The following is a 22,900-nucleotide window of genomic DNA, read 5'->3' as shown; positions in this document are numbered from 1 at the left end:
AATATTAATGTTAAATGAAGTTTCTAGGAGGCGGATGTGTCACGAGTAATCAGGCGATATTGTGGTCAATGTTAGTGGTGCCCTGGCTGACTTTGTTCTTTATGAAACGGCAGGAAATTAAACACTGGATGCCTGCCGCTTTATTCGTGATAGCAACCAATACGATAATCGTTGACGTAGGCGTTACCTGGCATATATGGGAAACCCATGAGAACGTGTATCCGTTAAGCGAAATGATAAGTTTTGTTTATGGTGCGCTGCCGGTAGGGGCAATGTGGATTCTTAAATATACTTATGGGCGCTTTTGGCTGTATACAGCGGTTCAGTTGGCGGGAAGCCTGGTGCTTATTTGGTTGGTGCAGCCTCTGCTTCATATCCGGGGCATTTTCGTATACGTTGATCACAATAATGCTCTGGCGGGAATTGGTGCATTTGCAACTACCGTTGTACATTTATTGTTAGTCTATCTCTATCAGATGTGGCAGGACGAGGGATTGGTTCCGGCCGAACCCCAAAAGTCGATAGCCGGTTTACAGCCGGTGGCGGCGAAGCCTCTACCGGCTGAAAAAGAACGCAGTCCGCAGGATGAGGAATAAGAAGGACCGCGTAGGGCAGCTTAGGGCGGTCTTTCGGCTCATGGTGCAGGGCTCAGGGCAAGTCATAGGGACCTGGCCATGAGTATAATTTTTTTGGTTTATTGCCTTAAGTCCTAAAAATTAAGATACTATATATACAAACGATCAGCCGCAAGTACCGGTTGGTCGTTTTATGTTTTTAAGAGACACTGGGATGATAATCGGTTTGCATTGAATACGATTTCGTAAAGATTTACAAAAGGAATAGCGGCAGCTTGCATGTTTTTGTAATTACAAAAGTAAGAATGGAGTTTGATTATGTAGAAAGAATAAGGGTGTTTTGTTCTTTTTTGTAATTGGCATAAGAGTTGCATAGAAATATAGCTGAAAAGCAAAACCATTTAGAAAGAAGGGGGAGCCTATGAAAGACAAAATCTCAATACTTTGCTGCTGTGGAGCCGGAATTTGTACGTCAAATTATCTGCGGGAAGAAATTGGGGAACGAATGAAGCAGGAGGGAATAAAAAATGTAAAAGTCACATTGTGCAGGGTAAATGATGTGGAAGAGGCGATCGCTAATGCCGATATGATGGTGACAACGGTTGAAATGAAGGCAAATTATCCGGTGCCAATGATCAGGGCATTAGGAATTATGCTGGATGACAAAGCTGCTAAAAAGGCGCTGGATGAAATTGTTATGGAGGTCCGAAAATTGCAGCGATAGGTTTTCCTAGCAACAAAAGAATATTTGTCTGCAGCATCCAAATGGCAACGCTCACAATTAAAAAATCAATTATGGGAGGCGGATATAAGTGGATCTGGTTGTTACGATTACAAATATCCTTTCGGCCTTTTTCAAGTTCGATTCCACAGTAACCATTGTAGGGATTATTTTAATTGTCTCATTACTCGTCAGGGTGCCGCTTAAGAAGGCGATTGCCGGGGCATTAAAGGTATCTATTGGACTTACCGGATTATTTTTAGTTGTCAATTTAATTCAGGAAGCTATGATTAAACCAATTACAAGCATGGTCGCTCTTTACGGGTTTAATAAAAGCATTATTGATATTGGCTGGGGCTCGGTGGGTTATGCGTTTGGCAATACCTACGGTTATTTTGGCGTATTAGTCTTTCTCATTGTCGATGTTATTTTGGTGACCGTCCGGTTTACCCAAACGTTATACGTAGATGTTTTTAATACCTGGAGAGCAATGCTGCTGGCGGGGCTCGTGGGAGTTGCGAGCGGCAGTTTCTGGCTGGCGACACTGGCTGTTGTTGTTTTCCTAATTATAGACGTAAAGGCAGCCGATATTGCCGCACCTTATATTGAAAAAATCAATAATTTCCCGCCGGGAGGGTCCTGGCCGCATGGAACCCATTTTTCTTTCCAGGCCTGTATTGCGATTCCTATTGAGTGGTGTCTGAGGAGAATTCCTGTGATCAAAAATATTCAGTTTAATGCCGAAACAATTGAGGAAAAATTCGGCGTGTTAGGGGAAACGACCGTTATGGGAGCGGTTCTGGGAATTATTATCGGAGCATTTAGTCAAATCGGCATCATGCCGTCCCTGCTGTTAGGTGTAAAAATGGCAGCTGCATTCTTGTTGCTGCCGCGAATGGCAGCCATATTGGTCGAGGGATGGTTTCCCATCATAAAATCGGCGCGCAGTATCCTTGTGAGTAAACTTAACCGCGACGATGTCCGGATTGCATTGGACTGTTCCACGGTTATTGGCCACTCCGCAGTGATTCCCACGGCGTTGATTATGTATCCCATTGCCTTGCTCATTTCACTCATTTTGCCTGGATGCCAAATGATTGCTTCGGTAAGCTTAATTATTATTTTATGGGAAAGTGCGGCTGTAAACGCAATTACCGAAGGGAATATCCTGCATAACCTTATTATTTTATCCCTGATTGTTTGCCTGTTTTGCTGGGGAGCTACGTTTATGGCGGATTCAATGACCCATTTGGCGCAAACCATGGGCTATGACGCTTCCAAAGGCTTGATATCCAATTGGGATGCTGCAGGCACGCCGGGGTTGGTATTGGTGTATAAGGTATTTTCGTGGATTTTTGGGTTCTAGTTGGAAAACTTGCTATAGGGGAGATTGACGATGAGTCAAATACTAGAAAATGTATATTATGATGCCGTGATTCTGGAAAATGCAAGTACGAAAGAAGAGGTTATACAGTATTTGTCGGGGTATCTGATGCAAAAAGGGTATGTCAACCAGGAATACCTGAAGGCAACGTTGGAACGGGAAGATTCATGTCCGACCGGACTGCCGACAAAACCAGTCGGGATTGCGGTGCCCCATTCCAAGGCCGAAAATGTGATTCGGCCGGCTGTTATAATGGGAATTGCCAAAAAGCTGATTCCCTTTGCCGAGATGGGAAATTCAAAGTCTGTGATTGCCGTGGGAATTATATTTTTGCTGGCTTTGCAAGGAGAAAACAGACATTTGAATTATTTGAAAAATATTGTTAACTTTTGCAAGCAGGAAGACAAGTTAATGACGCTTTATAAAGTAACTTCCCGGGAAGAGGCATACCGAATTTTCCATTCAGAAATCCTGTGCCTTCCGGGTGATGGAAACCAGCCTTAGCGGTGATACCGGACAGGTATAAAATGATAAAGGGGAAAGGAGCAATAAAATGAATAAAAGCCAAAAAATAAAAGTACTGGTAGTTGGGGACGAATGGGTAAAAACAAATGATTTGGTAAAGGCAGTGGAACAGACCTTACAGGGATATCAATATGAAATGGATTGCTTCGATGTAATTATGGATAAGCCGATGAGCCGGGACCGCAAGGAAGATATCGGTGATGACAGCATCACGGAATATTGCGGTCACCCGCAAGCACTGATTGAACGTATAGACGATGTTAACCTTCTGGTTGTCCATACGGCGCCGGTAACCAAACAGGTAATCGAGGCGGGGAAAAAACTGATCGCCATTGGCTGCTGCCGGTCTGATGCCGTCAGTGTAAATATCCAGGCAGCCACGGAAAAAGGGATCTATTTTTTCAATGCTCCGGGTCGCTCCGTGGAACCGGTATCGGATCTGACTATCGCATTTACACTGCTGTTGGGCAGAAATATTATTAAAGCCGATCAATACGTCAAAGCCGGACGGTGGGACCGGGATATCAACCGGGAAAATCCGATATGGGATGAGTTTGTCACATTTCGAGGCGTAACCTTTAAAAATAAAAAATTCGGGCTTGTCGGATTCGGCAAAATTGGCAAACGGGTAGCTGAAAAAGCAGCGGGTCTGGGAATGAAGGTGATGGTTTATGACCCCTTTGTTGAGGAAGCTTTATTGGCCAAGTATACAAAAGTGTCGTCATTGCCGGAACTGTTTGCCAACAGTGATTTCATTTCGGTTCATATTCCGCCGTTGCCGGAGAATAAAGGAGTTATTGGCAGGGAATTATTGGGCAGGATGAAACCGACAGCCTACTTTATCAACGTTGCCCGCGGTGAAATCATTGATGAAGCGGCGCTGATTGAAGCGTTGCAGCAGAAGCAGATTGCAGGTGCGGCTTTGGATGTGTATTATACCGAACCACTGCCATCGACGAGTCCCCTGTTAAAACTGGATAATGTGATTTTAACCCCTCATCTGGCCGGACAGCGGGTGGATGTTTCGGCAGGATCAGCCGAATTGCTGGCTGAGCGGATGCAGCCCTTTTTCCAGGAGTCCAGTCTACAAACTTGTTTTAACAGCAAAGAAATAGAAAAGCGGAAAAACAGCAGCAGCGGCCGCTAAGCAAACAGAGGGGATGTGATGCTGAAATGCTTGTTAATCTGGAACTTCTTTTACGTGATGCCAAACAAAACCAATATGGAATTCCGGCAGCGAATGCATGGAATGAGGGGAGTATAAGAGCAGCAATTTCGGCAGCGGAAAACTATAAATCGCCGTTGATTCTGGCCTTATATCCAGCCATGGCCGATATTTTCGAATTTGGTAAAATTGCTGTCAGGGCAGCAAAAACCGCACGGGTTCCGGTCGTAGTTCATTTGGATCATGGTCAGCAGTATAGTGATGCGGTCAAGGCCGTCCGGGCCGGTTTTACATCAATCATGGTGGATCGTTCCACTTGTCCGTTTGAACAAAATATTGCCGAGGTAAAAGAAATCGTAAAATTTGCGCACCCGGTCAATGTTACGGTAGAAGCGGAGTTAGGACACGTGGGCCAAGGCAGCGAGTATGAAGAGACCAAGAACGAAGGTTTGACAAAACCGGCAGAAGCGTTGTTGTTTGTTCAGCATACGGGGATTGACTGTCTGGCTGTCGCTGTCGGAACTTCCCATGGAGTATATGCCGGTAAGCCGGAACTGCATTTTGATTTATTGAAACAACTAAATCAGGTTGTACCAGTTCCGCTAGTTCTTCACGGCTGTTCCGGCACCGGGGATGAAAACCTGAAAAAAGCGATTCAATTGGGAATTACGAAGCTGAATTTATATACCGATTTGGATAAAGCAGGCTATTCTGTTTTGGAGCAGCGGATAAAACAGGAGGAAATTACCGGTATGCGGCAGGCGGAATCGGCCATGCTGCAGGGTTACCGGGAGAAATTGGAGTACTATATTCAGTTATTTGGCTCAAACCACCGGGCATAACGACCAAGAAAGCGTTTCCGCTTGCTGATTTCTCCGGCAGGTGGAAACGCCCCACTTTCCGGGTACGGCAGGGCGGTTTGTTATTAACTTTTTGTCGTAGAATGGTATAATAAGCGTAAAGCCGCCTCCAGAGATCCTTTTATTTGCCAGTGTGAATTCGAAAGAGGGATGAAGGATGTTGGAAAACAACCGGGAAAAGATTACGCAGTTGATTCAGAATGAAAGTATCTACTCTCCCTTAAATGATGAAAAAATAGCCGAAAGTCTGTCTATTTATCGCGAGACTGTTACTGGAATCCGGAAAGAACTAAATATTCCCAATTCCCGTGAGCGGAAGAAACAAAATATTCAACTGGCGATTCAGACAATAAAACAAAGCAATCCGCAGATTACCACCGGACAGCTGTTAGACAAGCTTTCGGAAGAAGGGTTTCAAGTTTCGCGAAACTATATTGCCGATCTTATAAACAATACAGTAAATATCAATAAGAAACCCGACCGCCCGCAAGCGCCGCTGGCAGGACCAAAGATTACTGATTTTTCAAAATTAACGGGATTTGACGGCAGTTTGACTAAAAATATTCAGCAGGCAAAAGCGGCCATGTTATATCCGCCTTTCGGACTACCTACATTAATTATTGGGGATAGCGGAACCGGAAAGTCAATGTTTGCGGAGTGTATGTATCAATATGCAGTCAATCAAAAAGTTTTGGCGGCCAATGCTCCGTTTGTAGCGTTGAATTGCGCAGACTACGGGGATAATCCCCAGTTATTGCTTTCTATTTTATACGGTCATAAAAAAGGCGCCTTTACCGGAGCCGATCAGGATACGGAAGGATTAGTCGAGCGAGCACACAAGGGCATTTTGTTTTTAGATGAAATTCACCGGTTGCCGCCTAAAGGTCAGGAAATCCTATTTTCCATTTTAGATAAAGGGCAATTCCGCCGTTTAGGTGAAGGGAATATGACCAGAAAGACACAAGTGTTTTTTATCGGAGCTACAACAGAAAACATCGAGTCCTCGTTTCTTTTGACATTCAGGCGCAGAATTCCCATGATTATTGAACTGCCGCCGTTAAAAGAACGGCCGGTCCGGGAAAAAGCGCAGCTTATTTATGATTTTTTCCAGGAAGAAGCAAATCGTACCAAATGTAGAATCCTGGTTAATAGAAAAATCTTATCGTCCTTTACGATAAAAGAGTATCCGGGAAATATTGGGCAACTCAAGAGCGAAATTCAAGTTACCTGTGCCAATGCCTATGTTGAAAAAATCAATAGCGGAAAAAATGAAATTATCATTGACTTTAGTGAGCTGTTATATAATACATTGTTTCAAAATATTGAACGAAATAGTGCCATTGCCTTTCAAGATGCTTTGTTTGTTCCGCTAAATACAACTAAAACACAGCAAAAGTATCCGATTTTTGAAGATATCTATGTAAAGGTTGAGAAGAAGTATCAGGAACTGAAAAAAATGAATATTTCTACTGTAGAGATAGAAAAAATTATTTGGAACTTTATTTTAAATAATTTTGACTTGATTCGGGCAGGTGCGGAAGCCCGGACACTGCCGTTGACGGAATTGAAGTATTTGGTTGGCGATTCAATAAGCCGAATGACCGATTCTTTTTATGCTGTAATCCGTCAGCAGTATCCGGACTTGTCAATCAATGAAAAAGTGCTTGTTTATCTTGCCATTCATCTTGACGAGGCCTTGAAACGAATTAAACAGAATCAAGAAATCGTAAACCCTAACATTTTACATATTAAAGAAAGTTTTAAAAATGAATTTGAATTAGCACTTCAACTGGCAGAGCAAGTTGAAAAGCAGGAAAATATTCGTCTTCCCGAAGGAGAAATTGGATTTATCGCGATTTATATAAAAGAAATGCTGCAATTTACAAATAAGAAAAATGAGGTGGAGATCATTACGGTATGCCATGGAAAAATAGCGTCGGAAATGATTGCAATTGTTAATCATTTAATGGGCGTAAACTTTCCGATCGCAGTAGATATGCCGTTTAATGAAAACCCGGCGAAAACCTTCAAAAAAGTGGTGGAAATTGCTAAGACCTTTGAAAAAGATACGGGGATTCTCTTTTTTGTCGATATGGGTTCTTTAGCGAATATCGGGGAAATTGTTCATAATCAGACGGGACTTAAAACCCGTACGATTGACCGGGTAGATATAGTTTCCGTAATGGAAGCTGTAAGAAAGGTATATATAGCCGATGATCGCTCGGAAGAAATTTTAGATGATGTTTATTATGACCTGATTCATCCCCGGCATTTATGTTCTATGATTTCAATTGATCATTCGTATAAGAAACCGGTCATTCTTTGTACTTGTCTTACGGGACGCGGCATTGCATTAAAGATTAAAGAACTGCTTGCAGAATACTACCCGGATTTAAAAACGATGGTTTTAAGCGTTATGGATGAGGAACTGAAACAAAAAATTAATATTATAAATCAACAATACAATATTCTTGCTATTATCGGTACCATTAATCCCAGAATCCATAACATTAATTTTATACCGTTCGAAACAGATTTCAGTAAGGATAAAAAGATGCTGGTTGATTATTTGGTTAAGCAGCAGAAGGGAAACAGTTTAAAGAAGATTCTGGATGAAGATTTCATTTTTTTGCATTCTAAGTACAAGAATAAGCAGGAGGTACTGGAAGCAATAGGAAGCGCACTTTTTAATAAAGGCTATATAAAAAGTGAGTTCCTGCAGTCGTTATTTACACGGGAGGAAATGAGCAGCACTTGCTTTAAGAACGGAATTGCCATCCCGCATGGACTGCCGGTATTCGTTGAACGGTCGGCCATCGTTTTTGTTCAATTACAGCAGCCCATTGAGTGGGATGGCCAGAAGAATAAAGTTGTTCTAATCTGTCTGCCGGCAATTAAAAGCAACGATGTTGACGTCATTAATGAGATGTTTCGCATTTTAAAGGACAAGACACGCGTGGATCAACTGCTAAAAGCGGCAGACCAGCATGCCTTTATCGAAACGTTGTGTAGCCCATAAATTTAACAGGCGGAGTTAGTATCAATAATAAAAAAACAAGAATAGCCGCTTAAAATTACTTCGGCAATGTGCCCGTGGCTTTAATGCTAGGGTACATTTTTTATTAATAAAACTATAATAATAAATATATTAAAAGGTTATTTTTGTATATTGAAGAAATATTAAAATATATTATTTTATGGGAGATTAAAATTTCAAAAAAGGGTGGGTTAATAGTTTACAAGGAGGAGAAGTATGGTTGACATGTACCACTTGTCAAGAATTGTGGGAACCCTGGGGGCTGGGGTCATTGCCGGGCTATTCTATTTGTTTTGGGAAAAATACGACAATCAGTCAAAACTAGGCTGGTATGGACTTGGCATTAGCTGCCTAACCGTGGGCTACGTTGGGGGAATATATTTTGCATTTTTGTCAGCCTGCATTTCTTGCTACGTAATTTTCTTAGCTAAAATCGCGAGAAAGGATTGATACATTCAATATTTCTCCAATTAGTTTGCCCTTGTAAATTCATTTAGCTATCCGATGGGCTTGAAAGCGATAATGGTTTTATCGGAGTGATCGGTTTTATGGGAATGATTGGCTTTATCGGCTGTATAGGTTTTAGTGGCTGAATCGGTTTCACTTTGACCGTTTTATGGAACCGGGTTCTTAAATTGTATTTTACATCGCCTAGAGAAGTCGTAACTATCACCGTCCTTTCCCAAGTATTACAATTACCAAAGCATGAAAAAATAAACCCACGCAAAGAATCTCGCGGGTTTTTGGTGATGTCGTCTTTTGTGGATAGAACCTAATACATAATATGTTAAATGTTGGGATAGAGTGAAAATTCCTCTGGGTGTTATCGCCCGGATACAGTATAGCTGGTTAAGCCCCTATTTGCTGGCAGCGGCAAATAGGGGCTTAAGTATCGTGGTGGAGAAAATTATTTTTTGTATTTATGGGTGGAATTTGAATTTATTTATAGTTAGTAATATAGGTTAACGATTCATCAATCCATGTGATTTGCGATTCCAATTGCCTGATTGCACCCTTTAATAAAATAAAATCACCTAATTTTTCGGGCGGGATCTGTACATCCTGGTATTCTGCGACCTTTTTTCGATAGCGTTTTAAAAGATGATTGCATTCTTCCTGCCGGTCTTTAAACTTTCTCAAAAGCTCTTCGTTACTCAAATGTTCGGCAAAATAAATACGCAGTTTAAAAATATCCTTGTTTTGCGGCAGCGGGGGTTCCTCTTCCAGAACCCATTGTTTTAATACTTCTTTTCCTTTTTGGGTAATTGAATAGAGCTTTTTTTCAAGAACTTCACCTTGAATTACAACTTTATACTGAATCAGCCCGGCTTGGACTAATTTTTTTAATTCAGGATAAATCTGGCTTTGATTGGCGCTCCAAAAATCGGCGATACTGTCATTAAATATTTTAGTTAAGTCATATCCCGTAACTTTTTGTTTATCGATTAAACCTAAGATCGCGTATTCTAATGTATTCATTCAAATATTGCCCCTTTTACTTGACTTTCTAAAATAACAGTATATATAATATATACATAAATATCAACATGTACATATTTACATGTTGATATTTAGATAAAAAGTAAAAGGAGATAGAATAATGAAGGAAGAATTAAAAAATTTAATTGGTAAACATTTTATTTATACCTATGATAATGGCTGGCAGTATGAAGTCTATATCAAGAATGATAAAACCTTTGATTACCGGATTCACAGCGGAATTGTCGGTGGCCGCTGGGTAAAAGGACAAGAGGCCTATATTGTTGCCCTGGCAGACGACGTTTACAAGATATCATGGGATGAACCGACAGGCACTTGCGTGAGCCTGGCCTTTAATTTAGCTACGCGGAAAATCCATGGTACAATCTTTTTTCCCGCCTGGATTAAAGAAGATCCCAAGAAGACAGTATGCTTCCAAAATGAATATCTGCCGCTGATGAAAAAGTACCGTGATCAGGGGCCAACCTATCCTAAAATGGTTGTTGATGAATTTGCGACAATTACCTTTCTTGAAGAGTGCGGTGCGGATAAAGAGGAAGTAATCAATTGTGCCCCCGGTGAACTCCCGGAAACCTATACCAAAAGAAAAAACTAGTTTATTTTCAAAGAAACTTAAAAAAGAAAGCAGGGTGAATCGATTGAAATTAAAAAAAACGATGGGAATTATGGTCATGTCGGGATTATTAATGACCGGCCTGATGGGAAGTGTTTCCGCTGCGGGAAATACTGCGGCAAGTAAAAGTTTGGATGTTGAGATAAAGCATCCTTTAATTCAGCTTATTTCGAATGTCGTGTACGAGCAGGTTCCGATGCGGGGCTACGAAAATGTGGCGATGAAAATGGACGTGTTAAAACCGCAGCAGAAGGAAAAAATGCCGGCCATTGTCTTTATAACGGGCGGCGGATTTATCAATGCGAATAAAGACAGCTACATACAGCAGCGTATGGACCTTGCCGCAGCCGGCTATGTTGTTGCCAGCATAGAATACCGGGTTGCCCCGACGGCGGTTTTTCCCCAGCCTTTAGAAGATGTAAAGTCGGCAATTCGTTATCTTAAAGCGCATGCGGAACAATTTAATATCAATCCCGATAAGATTGGCGTATTGGGAGGGTCGGCAGGCGGATATTTGGCGGCCATGGCTGGTACCACAAGTGGAACCAAACAATTTGATAAAGGCGATAATTTAAATCAAAACAGCAATGTGCAGGCGGTTGTTGACCTTTACGGATTATCTGATTTAACCAGAGTGGGATCTGACTTTTCCCCGGAAGTGCAGGAATTGCATAAATCACCGGGAGCTACCGAAGCGCTTTGGGTCAACGGCAGCCCTGTTTTTGGCGGTAAAGACGGCGGCATTTTAGCTGACCCGGAAAGGGCCAAAGCAGCCAATCCGATTACGTATATTTCTGACCAAACTCCTCCGTTCCTCTTGATGCATGGCGATAAGGACACCCTTGTTTCGCCGAGTCAAACGGAAATTCTGCATCAGGCACTGACAGCGCAGGGCATTGAGTCGACCCGGTATGTTGTCAAAGGGGCGCAGCATGGCGGTATTTATTGGATTCAGCCGGAAGTAATGCAGGTGATCATCAGTTTTTTTGATAAGCATTTTAAATAGAAAATGGGCCGGGGTTGTCGCACTGGATTTCTTAGTGCGACAACCCCGGCTTTTCTTCTTTTCCTATAGAATAGAGAGAATCAGAATTACTTGATAAAATATAGGACGATCTTTTGATAACAATTGTATTATACTAAAATCAAAGAGAGAGGCACATGGCTGCGCAGGGATGCTCTGCAGGACAGATGGAGGAGTAACTATGGGAACAATGGCACTAACGGAGCGCGAAAAATGGGAAGCTGTTACCCGCTGCAACAAGGCCTACGATGGATTGTTTTTCTATGCAGTGAAAACGACCGGCATTTTCTGCCGGCCATCTTGCAAAGCGAAAACGCCGGTTGGTAAAAATGTTCTATTTTTTGATACGGTGGAGGCTGCTCTTGCAGCCGGCTTTCGTCCCTGCAAACGATGCCGCCCGGATATGCCGGCATTTGACCCGGAGCAGGACTTAGTGCGTAGTGCTCAGGCAATACTGCGGCAAGTTTACACTAAACCGGTCGATTTAAACATTATTGCCAGGCAGCTAAACACGAGTCCCAGCCATTTTACCCGGTTATTCAAGCGAAGTACGGGCATTACTCCGAGGCAGTATATTATGAATAGCAGAGTAAAAAAGGCTTGCTCTTTATTACGGCAAACCAATGCCGGGATTCTGGAAATTGCCTGCCTTGCCGGTTTCCAGAGCGCATCGAATTTTCATAGATGTTTTAAAGAACAAACAGGATTGACCCCGCAGGAATATAGAAAGGGGGGAGATGGCGAACCATGAATGTTTATTTTTGCAATACTATGATTGGGGAAATCGGGATTGCCGAAATGGACGGCAGTATTACCAATTTATATTTTGGCAGGGAGGCTTTGCCAAAACCCGCAACAGAAGGAAAAAACTCTTTGCTGGTAGAAGCATCACACCAGTTGGACCGGTACCTTGCCGGTGAATTAAAGAGGTTTACCCTGCCGCTCAATCCTGTTGGCACCGCCTTTATGCAGCAGGTTTGGTCGCTGCTGGGTGAGATTCCTTATGGACGAACTGCCACCTATAAAGAGATTGCCCTGAAAATGGGCAAGGAAAAAGCCGCAAGGGCAATCGGACTGGCCAGCAGCCGGAATCCAATTCCTATCTTCATTCCCTGCCACCGTGTAATTGGCACCAATGGCACATTAACCGGCTATCGCGGCGGACTGGCGCTGAAAAAAATATTACTCAGTAAGGAAGGAACATTCGGCAATGCCTTTTTTTGAATATGGACAAATTGAAATGGAGCATTTGAAGCGGCGGGATAAAAAACTAGGCAGGGCCATCGATCAGATCGGCAGGATCCAACGAGAGGTAACGCCGGACATTTTTGCCGCTCTGATTGAAAGTGTTTTAAGCCAGCAAATATCCGCAAAGGCGGCCCAAACGGTAAGCGGCAGAATGTACACTCTGTTGAAGCATGATATTACACCCCATAGCATATCAAAAGCGGGGCTGGCGGCGATCAAAGGCTGCGGTATGAGTGAGCGAAAAGCGAGAAATATAATGGGCATTGCCGAGGCGGCTCTCACTGGCATTATTGATTTTAGCGCGTTGCCCACTCTGGCTGATGAGGAAATAATAAAGCAGCTGATTGCCCTTAACGGGGTTGGCATATGGACGGCGGAGATGTTATTGATTTTTTCCCTGGGCCGGCCCAATGTTGTAAGTTACGGCGATTTAGCGATACGCCGGGGTATGATGAATTTATACGGGTTAAAAGAGCTTCCCAAAGAGAAATTTGAGCGATATAAAAAGCGGTATCACCCTTATGGGTCGGTAGCATCCCTTTATCTTTGGGCGCTATCGGTATTGTAATTATGGGTATTTTTATTTAAGTATTGCAGATCCGGCTAGATTAAGAATAAGTATTTATTAGTAAGGTCAAAAAAATTTGCAAAGGGAATTGTTGACAAATTGCAATCGCTTGTTATAATAAAAGTGTAAAAATTCATAATTTTGTTTCGCAAGGTGAATATTGTGGCAGTTACTATTAAAGACATTGCACAAATTGCCGGAGTCAGTCATTCAACCGTTTCCCGCAGTTTAAACGGCAGTAATTTGGTCGCTGAATGTACGAAAAGCAGGATTATTGAAATCGCGCATGATTTAGGGTTTGAATTCAATGCGAACGCCAGAAGCTTGAGTACCAGAAGAACAGGTACCATTGGGATTATTTATCCCGAGTCGTTTGAGGATTTTGATGTTAATTTGTATTATAGCTCACTCCATAATTTAATCCGGAAGAGTTTGGAACGGGAAGAACTTGATTTGATTGTCGCATTCCCGAAAAATAAGTTTCATAGATATTCCAGCAATATTAAAAGATTGGTTAAAAGCAATAAAGTGGATGGATTAATTGTTGTGAATCCATCGCTGGATGAAGAAGATATAAATGCGTTGAATTTAATGAAAGAGCTAGGCATACCCTTTGTTTTTTTACATCACTTTCCCACCGGGTCTCTGCAGAATGAAAACGTAGTTTGTACCGATCATTTTAGAGGCGGGTATCTGGCAACCGAACATCTCCTTAAAAAAGGTCATAGAAATATTGCCTGTATTTCTACTGCTGAAAAATGGGAGGAGTTTGTTAACCGGACATCAGGATATAAAAAGGCGTTGGCAGATTATCAAGTTCCCTTTAAAGACGAATTCTTGCTTTATGGGGACCGTTCTTTTAAATCCAGCTACCAGGCAATTATGAACTGCAAGGATAGGTTGCATCGGATTACTGCGTTATTTGCCGAAACGGACTTAATGGCTCTCGGCGCTATGGAAGGTTTAAAGAAACTTGGTATAAGAATTCCCCAGGACATCGCCGTTGTTGGGTATGATGATATTGAACTGGCAACGTATTTTACACCATTTTTAACAACCGTACATCAGCCACGGGAGAGAATCGCTATATTAACCTGTGAAATGTTAATCAATTTGATAAAGAATAATAATTGCCAAAAAGAACAATTAATTATCGAGCCTACAGTCGTCGTAAGAGAGTCTTGCGGGGGCAATATTTGATGAATTTTACCAGAAAAATAATGTATGTGCAAAAATGCACACGTGTGCATTTTGCTTTTGACAAAATATCGTTTTACCTCAAATTGCACACGTGTGCAATTATTCCAGTTAGGCATTTGCTATGTAAATTTGAAGAGTAAATAAGATAAAACAAAATTACAAAAAAAATAAAGAAATTACAATATAAGTGTTACTGCTTACGGTATATTTTATATAAAGTCTGTACCTATTGACTCTATATTAAGGTACCAAGGGCATATTGTACAATTTGAATGATTTGAAAATTTTGATTTGAGTTTATAGTCAGCCTATTTATGGAAAGCCTGAAGTTTACGTTATTGCTGGACAAACAAATTTGCAGCCAGATGCTGCCATAGCTGGACAGAAGAAATATGACTTTTATATTTATTTGAATCCCTTGTGTGACGATGATTTCTCATTTTACCTCACATAAAAATTGCAAGCGGTTGCAAATGGAGGTTGTCGCTGTTTACTCCATGGCATTAATGGAGCGAATAGAAACAATAAAAAAATGATAGGGGGATTACGATGAAAGCCAAAAGGGTATGGGTATTACTGGTTGTTCTGTTGTTTACGGTTTCTTTGGTCAGCGGGTGTGGTTCAGGTGACTCTAAACAATCGGCAAAGGCGGATACGGTGAAGCCTAAGAAAACAATCGGGGTACTGCTTTGTGATTTTAGCGACCAGTTTCAAACGTACATGCTGGATGGCATGAAACAGGCGGCTGAGAAATTAAAAGGCGATAATATCGACGTTGTTTATATGGATGCTAAATACGACAGCAGTAAACAAATGTCGCAAATGGAAAATTTAATTGCCCAAAAAGTGGATGTCATTGTTGTTATGCCGGTTGACAGCGAAGCGGCCAAACCGATGGTCGCAGAGGCGGTTAAGGCTAAAATTCCCGTAATTAGTGTGAACAGGCCGCTGGCGAATCAGGACCAGGCCGTTTCTTACGTCGGTTCCGATTCGGTGTATTCCGGGGAACTGGAAGCGCAAAAAATGGCCGACCTTCTGGGCGGGAAAGGCGATATTGTCGTTCTGGAAGGTACATACGGCCATCAGCCCCAAATTGAAAGAAAACAGGGCTATGATAATATTCTCAAAAAGTATCCCGGTATTAAGGTGGTTGCCTCGCAAACCGGAGAATGGTACCGGGACAAAGGCATGAAAGTAATGGAGAACTGGCTGCAGTCCAATATGCACATCGACGGCGTACTGGCGGAAAATGATGAAATGGCTTTGGGGGCGCTGAAGGCGATCGAAGATGCCGGAATGCTTGGTAAGATAAAAGTCGGCGGGATTGATGCAACGCCGGAAGCGCTGAAATATGTAAAAGAAGGCAAATTGGATTTTACCGTATTTCAGGACGCCAAAGGACAGGGCCGCACTGCAATTGAAGTAGCCGCGAAAGTTGCGAAAGGCGAAAAAGTGGATAAGAAAATAATCATTCCCTATGAATTAGTGCCGAAAGAAAAAGTGGACGAATATCTGGCGAAATACAAGTAAAGCGAAAGTGGGATCGTAAGAAAAAAGATAAAATGAATACCATTTTTCACGAATGGTATTCGTTTTATCTTGATCGTGAGAGGTGAAATGGATGGAACTGAATTATTTGCTGGAAATGCAGGGGATCTCCAAATCGTTTCCCGGTGTCCGGGCGTTACATCAGGCCGGTTTAAAAGTACAAAAAGGAACTGTTCATGCGCTTATGGGGGAAAATGGCGCAGGGAAATCGACCTTGATGAAAATACTGATTGGTATGTATCAGCCGGATAGCGGCACGATCCGGTTTGCCGGTCAGGAAGTTAAGTTTCGGTCCATTAATGAGGCTTTACAATTGGGTATTTCCATGATCCATCAGGAACTAAGCCCTGTTCCCCACATGACGGTGGCGGAAAACCTGTTTTTAGGCCGGGAAATCAGTTATAACAATACCTTTTGGGTCAATGACAATTCCATGGAGCAAAAAACGGTGGAATTGTTAAACCAATTAGAAATATCCATCAATCCGAAAACGAAAATGAAAGATTTGAGCACCTCGTATATGCAGATGATTGAAATTGCCAAAGCCGTGTCCTATAATTCCCGGCTGATTATCATGGATGAGCCTACATCGGCGATCACCGACCGGGAGGTAGAGCATCTGTTTAAAATCATTAACCGGTTGAAAGCGAAGGGAGTTTCCTTTATTTATATAACCCACAAAATGGATGAGGTGTTTCGCATCAGCGATGAAGTCACGGTTTTCCGCGACGGGGAGATGGTGGCTTCTATGCCGACACAGGCTACGGACAAAGAAAGATTAATTGAATTGATGGTCGGACGGGAACTGAAACAGTTGTTTCCCAAGGAAACGGCGGAAATTGGCGAGGTGGTCCTGGAGCTTAAGAATTTCACCTTAACTAAGAAGTTTTATGATGTGAATTTAACCCTGCATAAGGGGGAAATCCTCGGGTTGGCCGGTCTTATGGGAGCGGGCCGCACGGAATTAATGGAAAGTTTATTTGGCATCCATTTGCCGGACCAGGGGGAAGTCTACATTCACGGCCAAAAAATCCGAATTAAATCCCCCCAGGATGCCATCAAACACAGAATGGCCTTTTTAACCGAAGACCGAAAGCTTACCGGCGCTTTTTTACCCTTATCGGTGGAAGATAACATGTCCATATTAAATCTGGATGAATATTTAAACTGCGGGCTGATCCAACACGGCCAGCTTCGGAAAGATTGCGAGGGAATGCGGGGAAAATTCAATGTCAAGACCCCTGATTTAAGCCAATTAATTAAGAACCTGAGCGGCGGCAATCAGCAAAAGGTTTTAATTACCCGCTGGCTGATGATCAATGCCGACATTCTTATTCTGGATGAACCGACCCGGGGAATTGACGTAGGCGCCAAGGCCGAGATTCATAAGGCCATGTCCCAACTGGCTAAGCAGGGCAAGGCGATCATTATGATCTCTTCCGAATTGCCGGAAATTCTGGGAATGAGCGACCGCGTGATTGTAATGCATGCCGGAAAAATAACGGGAGAACTTTGCCGGGAAGAGGCATGTCAGGAAAGTGTCATGCGCTGTGCAACCGGTATGGTTGGTTAATAACAGATGCGAGGAGTGAAATCATGCTCAATTTGAAGGTGGACACGGAAAAAAACGGCACCCAACCGGTACTCAATGTAGCAAAAAATATTTTGATAAAATCGGAAACGCTCATTATCCTGCTGGTTATGGTTATTATTTTGTCTATTTTATCTCCTACCTTTTTACATCCCCAGAATCTGATCAATGTCGTCCGGCAGATTTCGGTGATTGCAATTATCGCTATGGGTTCTACCATGGCCATTATCACCACCGGAATTGACTTAAGCCCCGGTTCCGTCGTCGCGCTGGTCGGCGTGGTGACGGCTACCTATGCGCACAGTGATTCCCAACTATTGCTGGCCATCCTGATTGGGTTGTTTACGGGCGCTTTTGCCGGGTTCATCAACGGCTCGATTTCCGCTCTGGGCAAAATTCCGCCGTTTATCGCAACCCTCGGTATGTATACCGCTGCCCGGGGAGCCGCCCTGATTTTTAGCGATGGGCGTCCGGTTACCGATCTTAGTCACGGTTTTGAGTTTATTGGCGGCGGGTATATCTTGGGAATCCCCTGTCCGATTTACATTATGATCGTAACAGGAGTGCTGGTCCATATCCTTTTGAAACATACCAAATTCGGCAAGCACGTTTATGCCATCGGCGGAAATACCCAGGCGGCCGTTGTGTCCGGCATTAATGTGGAAAGAACTTTAATTTATGTTTATTCCCTGGCCGGATTGCTGGCCGGTCTGGGCGGTATTATTTTGACCTCCCGGCTGGATGCGGGACAGCCGACTTCCGGCGTTGGATATGAACTGGATGCAATTGCTTCAGCCGTTATTGGCGGAACCAGTTTATCCGGTGGTATCGGCACGATTGGCGGCACAATGATCGGTGCGTTGATTATTGGAGTCCTCAATAACGGCCTGGACCTGTTAAATGTTTCGCCTTATTGGCAGCAAATATTAAAAGGCGTAATCATTGTCGGGGCTGTTTTACTCGACAAGATTAAAAATAAAAAATAACGACTAGAGGAGAGATTTACAATGAAACTTTGTTTTAATCAAGCAACAACAATGAAGCACTCCAACCTGGAAACCGATTTGGCGCTTTGTGAGAAACACGGTTACGACTTCATTGAAATCCGGCTGGACAAATTGAAAGACTATCTGACAACACACAGCCTGGACGACCTGGCGGCATTTTTCAAGCGAAGCAGAATAAAACCCTATGCATTTAATGCCCTGGAGTTTATTACCTTCCGGGACGCCGCGGGTTATCAGGAGATTAAGGAGAATCTCAAATTTTTGTGTGAAGCAGGCGCCAGGATTGATTGCCATAAAACCGTCGTAGTGCCGACCTTTGATGTCGGTGGTTATACGAGAAACCAGATCAAGGAAGAATCCATTAAAGTATTAAACGAATTAGCCGATTTTGCCGCAAAATACGGTATGAAACTGGCTTATGAATTCGTCGGTTATCCCAATTGTTCCGTAAATACGTTCGGCCAGACTTATGAGATTGTGAAAGCGGTAAACCGGGACAATGTCGGTATGGTTCTGGACTGCTTCCATTTCCATGCCATGGGATCAAGAATCGAGGACTTGCGGCAGGCGGATGCGTCCAAAATCTTTATTTTCCATATTGACGATGCCGAGGATTTGCCGGTTGGCGCTTTGCGGGATGACAAACGGTTATGGCCTGGCGACGGAGCTATTAATCTGGACTTAATTTTGCAGACCTTGAAAGAAATTGGCTACAGCGAAATGGTGTCGGTAGAATTATTCCGTCCGGAATACTGGGATTGGGATATTGAGAAGACGGTTAAAACAGGTAAAGAAAAGACCAAAGCTGTTGTGAGCAAATACTTTGCAATTGGCTAGGGCCGATAAAACAATATAAGGAGGTTTCGCAAATGGGAGAGAAGATCAAGGTCGGCGTCATTGGCGCGGGCCGTATCGGTAAAATTCATGCCGGCAACATCGTGAAGAACTTTCCGGACGTGGAAGTGAAGGCCATCGCGGATATTTATGCGGATACCATTCGGGAGTGGGCCAAAGGGCTGGGAATCGCCAATGTATACGCCGATTACAAAGAGATTATTGCGGATCCGGAAATTAAGGCCGTTGTGATCTGCTCATCTACGGATACTCATTCACAAATTACGATTGAAGCAGCAGAGGCCGGCAAACATATTTTTTGTGAAAAACCCATCGATTTTGATGTCCGCCGCATTCATGCAGCGCTGGACGCCGTAAAAAAAGCCGGCGTAAAATTTCAGGTAGGATTCAACAGGCGGTTTGACCATAACTTTAAAAAGGTGAAGGAATTAATCCAAAGCGGTGAGATTGGCGATGTGCAAATTGTTAAAGTAACTTCCCGTGATCCGGCACCGCCTCCGATTGAATATGTTAAGGTTTCCGGCGGCATGTTTCTGGATATGACAATTCATGATTTTGACATGGTCCGGTATCTCACCGGCAGCGAAGTGACGGAAGTTTACGCCAATGCAGGGATCATGGTTGATCAAGCCATTGGCAAAGCAGGCGATGTGGATACCGCCTTGATTAGCCTGAAGTTTCAAAATGGGGCAATCGGCGTGATTGATAATTGCCGGCAAGCCGTGTATGGCTACGACCAGCGGGTCGAGGTTCTAGGAACCAAAGGGGGAATCAGTGTCTCCAATGATGTTCCGACGAATGTGGTAGTCAGCACGAAGCAGAGTGTAGCGGCAGATAAGCCCAAATATTTTTTCCTGGAAAGGTACATGGAATCGTTTGAAACAGAAATGCGGGAATTTTTCGCCAGCATTGCCGCCGGCAAAGACACCCCGGTTTCAGGAATTGACGGCTTAAAACCCGTGCTAATCGGTCTTGCGGCGCAAAAGTCTTATAAAGAAGGAACCCTGGTACGGCTGGAAGAGTAAGCTGCAAAACGGATCGCAGGCATCAAGGGTCTTACTTTACAGCTAAAAATGAAGACTCCAATAAGGTCCAGGCCCTTTAGACAAAAGGGCCTGGACCTTAAAATTTAGAAAATGCTTGACATGGAGTGTTATCGTAGTTACTATTTAACTATACAATAAATTCTGAACCTGATTCATATATGTGAATTGGAGGGTTTGCTATTTTAACGATTAATAAATCTGCATCCAGAGCAATCGAGATTTTAAATATACTGGCGGCCAGTCCGAAACCACTTACCCAGTTAGAAATCGGACAGGCATTGGATATACCGAAAAGCAGCACCTATGACCTTATTTATACATTATTAGAAGCAGGCATGGTGGAATTTGACAGTAAAGAACTCAAAACGTTCCGTTTAGGTCTCAAAATGTTTGAACTCGGCATGAGTGTTTTGGAAAAGATTGATTTTCACAAGATGTCACGCTCTTTTTTAGAAGAACTGAGCGTGAAAACCAGTGAAACCGTGTTTATGGCGATCGAGGAAAAGGGGACGATTGTCTATCTGGACCGTGTTGAAAAGAATTCTTCCATAACCACTTCCGCCGGCTTAGGGATAAGAAGGCCAATGTATTGCACCGGTTTGGGCAAAGCGCTGTTAGCGGCATATCCTGTAGAGCGGGTACAAGAAATTTGGAATAGGAATACGGATAAAATCGCTTATACGCCGGCAACCATTCTTGAATTGGATAAGCTGCTTGAGGATCTTAGCCTAACCCGGGAACGGGGATATGCTATTGATAACCGCGAAATGGAAGACGAGATTTTTTGCGTTGCCGCACCGGTCTATGACCGGACGGAAAAACCGGTTGCCGCTATTAGTATCGCTTCGATATACTTAAAAATGGATACGGCGAAAACAGAACTTTTTGGCAAAATGATTACCAATGCAGCGTTAGAGATATCGAAACGATTGGGCTTTCGGCGAATCCGGTTGTTTTTCTAAATTTAGACCTCCAACCATTCTGTTTATGAATAGAGTAATTACTCAAGTTCTAGTTTGATTCATTTTTACACAATATGCTATGAACTTGATTCATATATATGAATCAATGAATTGATTTTTTTATGCTAAATCTCATGAACTCAGTTCATGTATATGAACTAAATACTAATAGTATGGGAAGGAGGAGAGAATACTTAGCTAAGAAAGGAAAAAAAGCTGCGGAATTGCAAGACACAACCTAAATTTACAAGGAGGAAAAGGAGCATGAATTTACCAAAGATTAAAGAAATCCGGGCCTATTTTATGGGGGGAGCCACCGCGGAAAAAGGCAGCGGCGGCGGAGATTATCATGATCAGAAAGGAAGTCACTGGATTGACGATCATATTGCCACTCCCATGAGCAAGTACAAGGAATATGAACAATCCCGCCAATCTTTCGGGATCAATGTATTAGGCACTCTAATTGTTGAAGCCGAAGCCGATAATGGGGTAACAGGTTTTGCCATTTCCACAGGCGGGGAAATGGGCTGCTTTGTCGTGGAAAAGCATCTCAGCCGGTTTGTTGAGGGGAAATGCGTATCGGATATTAAATTGATTCATGACCAAATGCTCAATGCGACCTGGTACTATTCCGGCGGCGGCGGGATAGTGATGAATGCGATTTCCTGCGTAGACAATGCTCTGTGGGATCTGTACGGCCGGGTACTGGACCTGCCTGTTTATAAATTATTAGGTGGTGCTGTGCGGGACGAAATTAAGTTTTATGCAACAGGTGCCAGACCCGATTTAGCGAAAGAGATGGGCTTTATCGGCGGTAAGATGCCAACGCACTGGGGACCGCAGGATTCGGACCAAGGCATAGCCAAAGATGCTGCGATGGTAGCCGAATACCGTGAAAAATGCGGCCCTGATTTTTGGCTGATGCTGGATTGCTGGATGAGCCAGGATGTAAATTATGCTACAAAATTGGCACACGCCTGTGCACCTTACAACCTGAAATGGATTGAAGAGTGTTTTCCGCCGCAACAATATGAGAGCTATAGAGAGTTAAAACGTAACGCACCGAAGGGCATGCTGGTAACAACAGGCGAACATCATGGCAATCTGGAGTCTTTCCGAATGCTTTCGGATATCGGTGTAGACATTTTACAGCCCGATGTAAGCTGGTGCGGCGGTGTGACCACTTTGACAGAAATTGCCGCCATTGCGAAATCCCGGGGGCAATGGGTTGTTCCGCATGGTTCTTCCGTTTATTCTCATCACGTTGTGATTACCTTTACCAATACGCCGTTCAGCGAATTTTTGATGACGAGCCCGGATTGTGCAAGGCTTCGTCCCCAGTTCGACCCAATTTTGCTTAATGAGCCGGTTCCCGTAAATGGCAAAATTCATAAAACCGTTTTGGACCGTCCCGGTTTTGGGGTTGAACTGAACCGGACGTGCAAAATGAAGCGTGCTTATACTCATTAAT

22 protein-coding genes are annotated in these 22,900 nt (G+C 43.2%); 21 read left to right on the top strand and 1 reads right to left on the bottom strand.

The window, feature by feature from the left end; genetic code table 11:
- The first annotated feature begins 14 nt into the window (after positions 1–14).
- From LUCIF_RS12400 to LUCIF_RS12365, 8 genes are all read left to right on the top strand, one after another.
- A complete protein-coding gene (locus LUCIF_RS12400) occupies positions 15–596 on the top strand; it encodes a hypothetical protein (protein WP_207857579.1) in 582 nt (193 codons plus the stop codon).
- A gap of 400 nt (positions 597–996) precedes the next feature.
- A complete protein-coding gene (locus tag LUCIF_RS12395) occupies positions 997–1,299 on the top strand; it encodes a PTS sugar transporter subunit IIB (RefSeq protein ID WP_122628204.1) in 303 nt (100 codons plus the stop codon).
- 88 nt (positions 1,300–1,387) lie between these two features.
- A complete protein-coding gene (locus LUCIF_RS12390; protein WP_122628203.1) occupies positions 1,388–2,662 on the top strand; it encodes a PTS transporter subunit IIC in 1,275 nt (424 codons plus the stop codon).
- Between the two features lie 30 nt (positions 2,663–2,692).
- A complete protein-coding gene (locus LUCIF_RS12385) occupies positions 2,693–3,184 on the top strand; it encodes a PTS sugar transporter subunit IIA (protein WP_122628202.1) in 492 nt (163 codons plus the stop codon).
- A 49-nt stretch (positions 3,185–3,233) separates the two neighbouring features.
- The gene (locus tag LUCIF_RS12380; RefSeq protein WP_122628201.1) at positions 3,234–4,352 is read left to right on the top strand and encodes a 2-hydroxyacid dehydrogenase; all 1,119 of its coding nucleotides are present in this window, start codon (positions 3,234–3,236) and stop codon (positions 4,350–4,352) included.
- Positions 4,353–4,378: 26 nt separating this feature from the next.
- Positions 4,379–5,212: a class II fructose-bisphosphate aldolase gene (locus LUCIF_RS12375; RefSeq protein WP_122628200.1), complete on the top strand. Its 834-nt coding sequence runs from the start codon at positions 4,379–4,381 to the stop codon at positions 5,210–5,212.
- Positions 5,213–5,387: 175 nt separating this feature from the next.
- Entirely contained in the window at positions 5,388–8,249 is a 2,862-nt protein-coding gene (locus tag LUCIF_RS12370; protein WP_122628199.1) for a sigma 54-interacting transcriptional regulator, read from the top strand.
- 234 nt (positions 8,250–8,483) lie between these two features.
- Complete coding sequence (locus tag LUCIF_RS12365; RefSeq protein WP_122628198.1) at positions 8,484–8,717, top strand: hypothetical protein; 234 nt, start codon at positions 8,484–8,486, stop codon at positions 8,715–8,717.
- Positions 8,718–9,206: 489 nt separating this feature from the next.
- Here LUCIF_RS12365 and LUCIF_RS12360 read toward each other — a convergent pair whose 3' ends face one another.
- Positions 9,207–9,746 carry a PadR family transcriptional regulator gene (locus LUCIF_RS12360; RefSeq protein WP_122628197.1) on the bottom strand — a complete coding sequence of 180 codons (540 nt, stop codon included), beginning with the start codon at positions 9,744–9,746 and terminating at the stop codon, positions 9,207–9,209.
- 121 nt (positions 9,747–9,867) lie between these two features.
- Between LUCIF_RS12360 and LUCIF_RS12355 the strand changes: the two genes are divergently transcribed.
- The 13 genes from LUCIF_RS12355 (at position 9,868) to rhmD (ending at position 22,899) form a co-directional block, all read left to right on the top strand.
- Positions 9,868–10,362, top strand: coding sequence for a phenolic acid decarboxylase (locus tag LUCIF_RS12355; protein WP_122628196.1), 495 nt, complete (start codon positions 9,868–9,870; stop codon positions 10,360–10,362).
- A 34-nt stretch (positions 10,363–10,396) separates the two neighbouring features.
- Positions 10,397–11,386, top strand: coding sequence for an alpha/beta hydrolase fold domain-containing protein (locus tag LUCIF_RS12350; protein WP_370745316.1), 990 nt, complete (start codon positions 10,397–10,399; stop codon positions 11,384–11,386).
- A gap of 199 nt (positions 11,387–11,585) precedes the next feature.
- Positions 11,586–12,155 (top strand): bifunctional transcriptional activator/DNA repair enzyme AdaA, encoded by a 570-nt coding sequence (locus LUCIF_RS12345; RefSeq protein WP_122628195.1) that lies wholly within the window; start codon positions 11,586–11,588, stop codon positions 12,153–12,155.
- Positions 12,152–12,628: a methylated-DNA--[protein]-cysteine S-methyltransferase gene (locus tag LUCIF_RS12340; RefSeq protein WP_122628194.1), complete on the top strand. Its 477-nt coding sequence runs from the start codon at positions 12,152–12,154 to the stop codon at positions 12,626–12,628. The genes LUCIF_RS12345 and LUCIF_RS12340 overlap by 4 nt, the downstream gene beginning before the upstream one ends.
- Positions 12,615–13,220, top strand: coding sequence for a DNA-3-methyladenine glycosylase family protein (locus LUCIF_RS12335; protein ID WP_122628193.1), 606 nt, complete (start codon positions 12,615–12,617; stop codon positions 13,218–13,220). Before LUCIF_RS12340 ends, LUCIF_RS12335 begins: the two co-directional genes overlap by 14 nt.
- A 153-nt stretch (positions 13,221–13,373) precedes the next feature.
- Positions 13,374–14,420, top strand: coding sequence for a LacI family DNA-binding transcriptional regulator (locus tag LUCIF_RS12330; protein ID WP_165865984.1), 1,047 nt, complete (start codon positions 13,374–13,376; stop codon positions 14,418–14,420).
- A gap of 549 nt (positions 14,421–14,969) precedes the next feature.
- A complete protein-coding gene (locus LUCIF_RS12325) occupies positions 14,970–15,950 on the top strand; it encodes a sugar ABC transporter substrate-binding protein (RefSeq protein ID WP_122628191.1) in 981 nt (326 codons plus the stop codon).
- A 91-nt stretch (positions 15,951–16,041) separates the two neighbouring features.
- Positions 16,042–17,541 (top strand): sugar ABC transporter ATP-binding protein, encoded by a 1,500-nt coding sequence (locus LUCIF_RS12320; protein WP_122628190.1) that lies wholly within the window; start codon positions 16,042–16,044, stop codon positions 17,539–17,541.
- A gap of 23 nt (positions 17,542–17,564) precedes the next feature.
- Positions 17,565–18,545, top strand: a complete 981-nt coding sequence (locus LUCIF_RS12315; RefSeq protein ID WP_122628189.1) for an ABC transporter permease — start codon at positions 17,565–17,567, stop codon at positions 18,543–18,545.
- 21 nt (positions 18,546–18,566) lie between these two features.
- Positions 18,567–19,403, top strand: a complete 837-nt coding sequence (locus LUCIF_RS12310) for a sugar phosphate isomerase/epimerase family protein (protein WP_122628188.1) — start codon at positions 18,567–18,569, stop codon at positions 19,401–19,403.
- A 32-nt stretch (positions 19,404–19,435) separates the two neighbouring features.
- Positions 19,436–20,446, top strand: a complete 1,011-nt coding sequence (gene iolG, locus LUCIF_RS12305) for an inositol 2-dehydrogenase (protein ID WP_122628187.1) — start codon at positions 19,436–19,438, stop codon at positions 20,444–20,446.
- 185 nt (positions 20,447–20,631) lie between these two features.
- A complete protein-coding gene (locus tag LUCIF_RS12300) occupies positions 20,632–21,429 on the top strand; it encodes an IclR family transcriptional regulator (protein ID WP_122628186.1) in 798 nt (265 codons plus the stop codon).
- A 264-nt stretch (positions 21,430–21,693) separates the two neighbouring features.
- A complete protein-coding gene (gene rhmD / locus LUCIF_RS12295) occupies positions 21,694–22,899 on the top strand; it encodes an L-rhamnonate dehydratase (protein ID WP_122628185.1) in 1,206 nt (401 codons plus the stop codon).
- Position 22,900 lies beyond the last annotated feature (1 nt).

Origin of the sequence: Allolucifera butyrica, assembly GCF_900476375.1 — a bacterium.
GTDB lineage: Bacteria > Bacillota > Negativicutes > Sporomusales > UPPP01 > Lucifera > Lucifera butyrica.
Note: the sequence above shows the minus strand (reverse complement) of the source record. Positions and strands in the feature narration are given on the sequence as shown.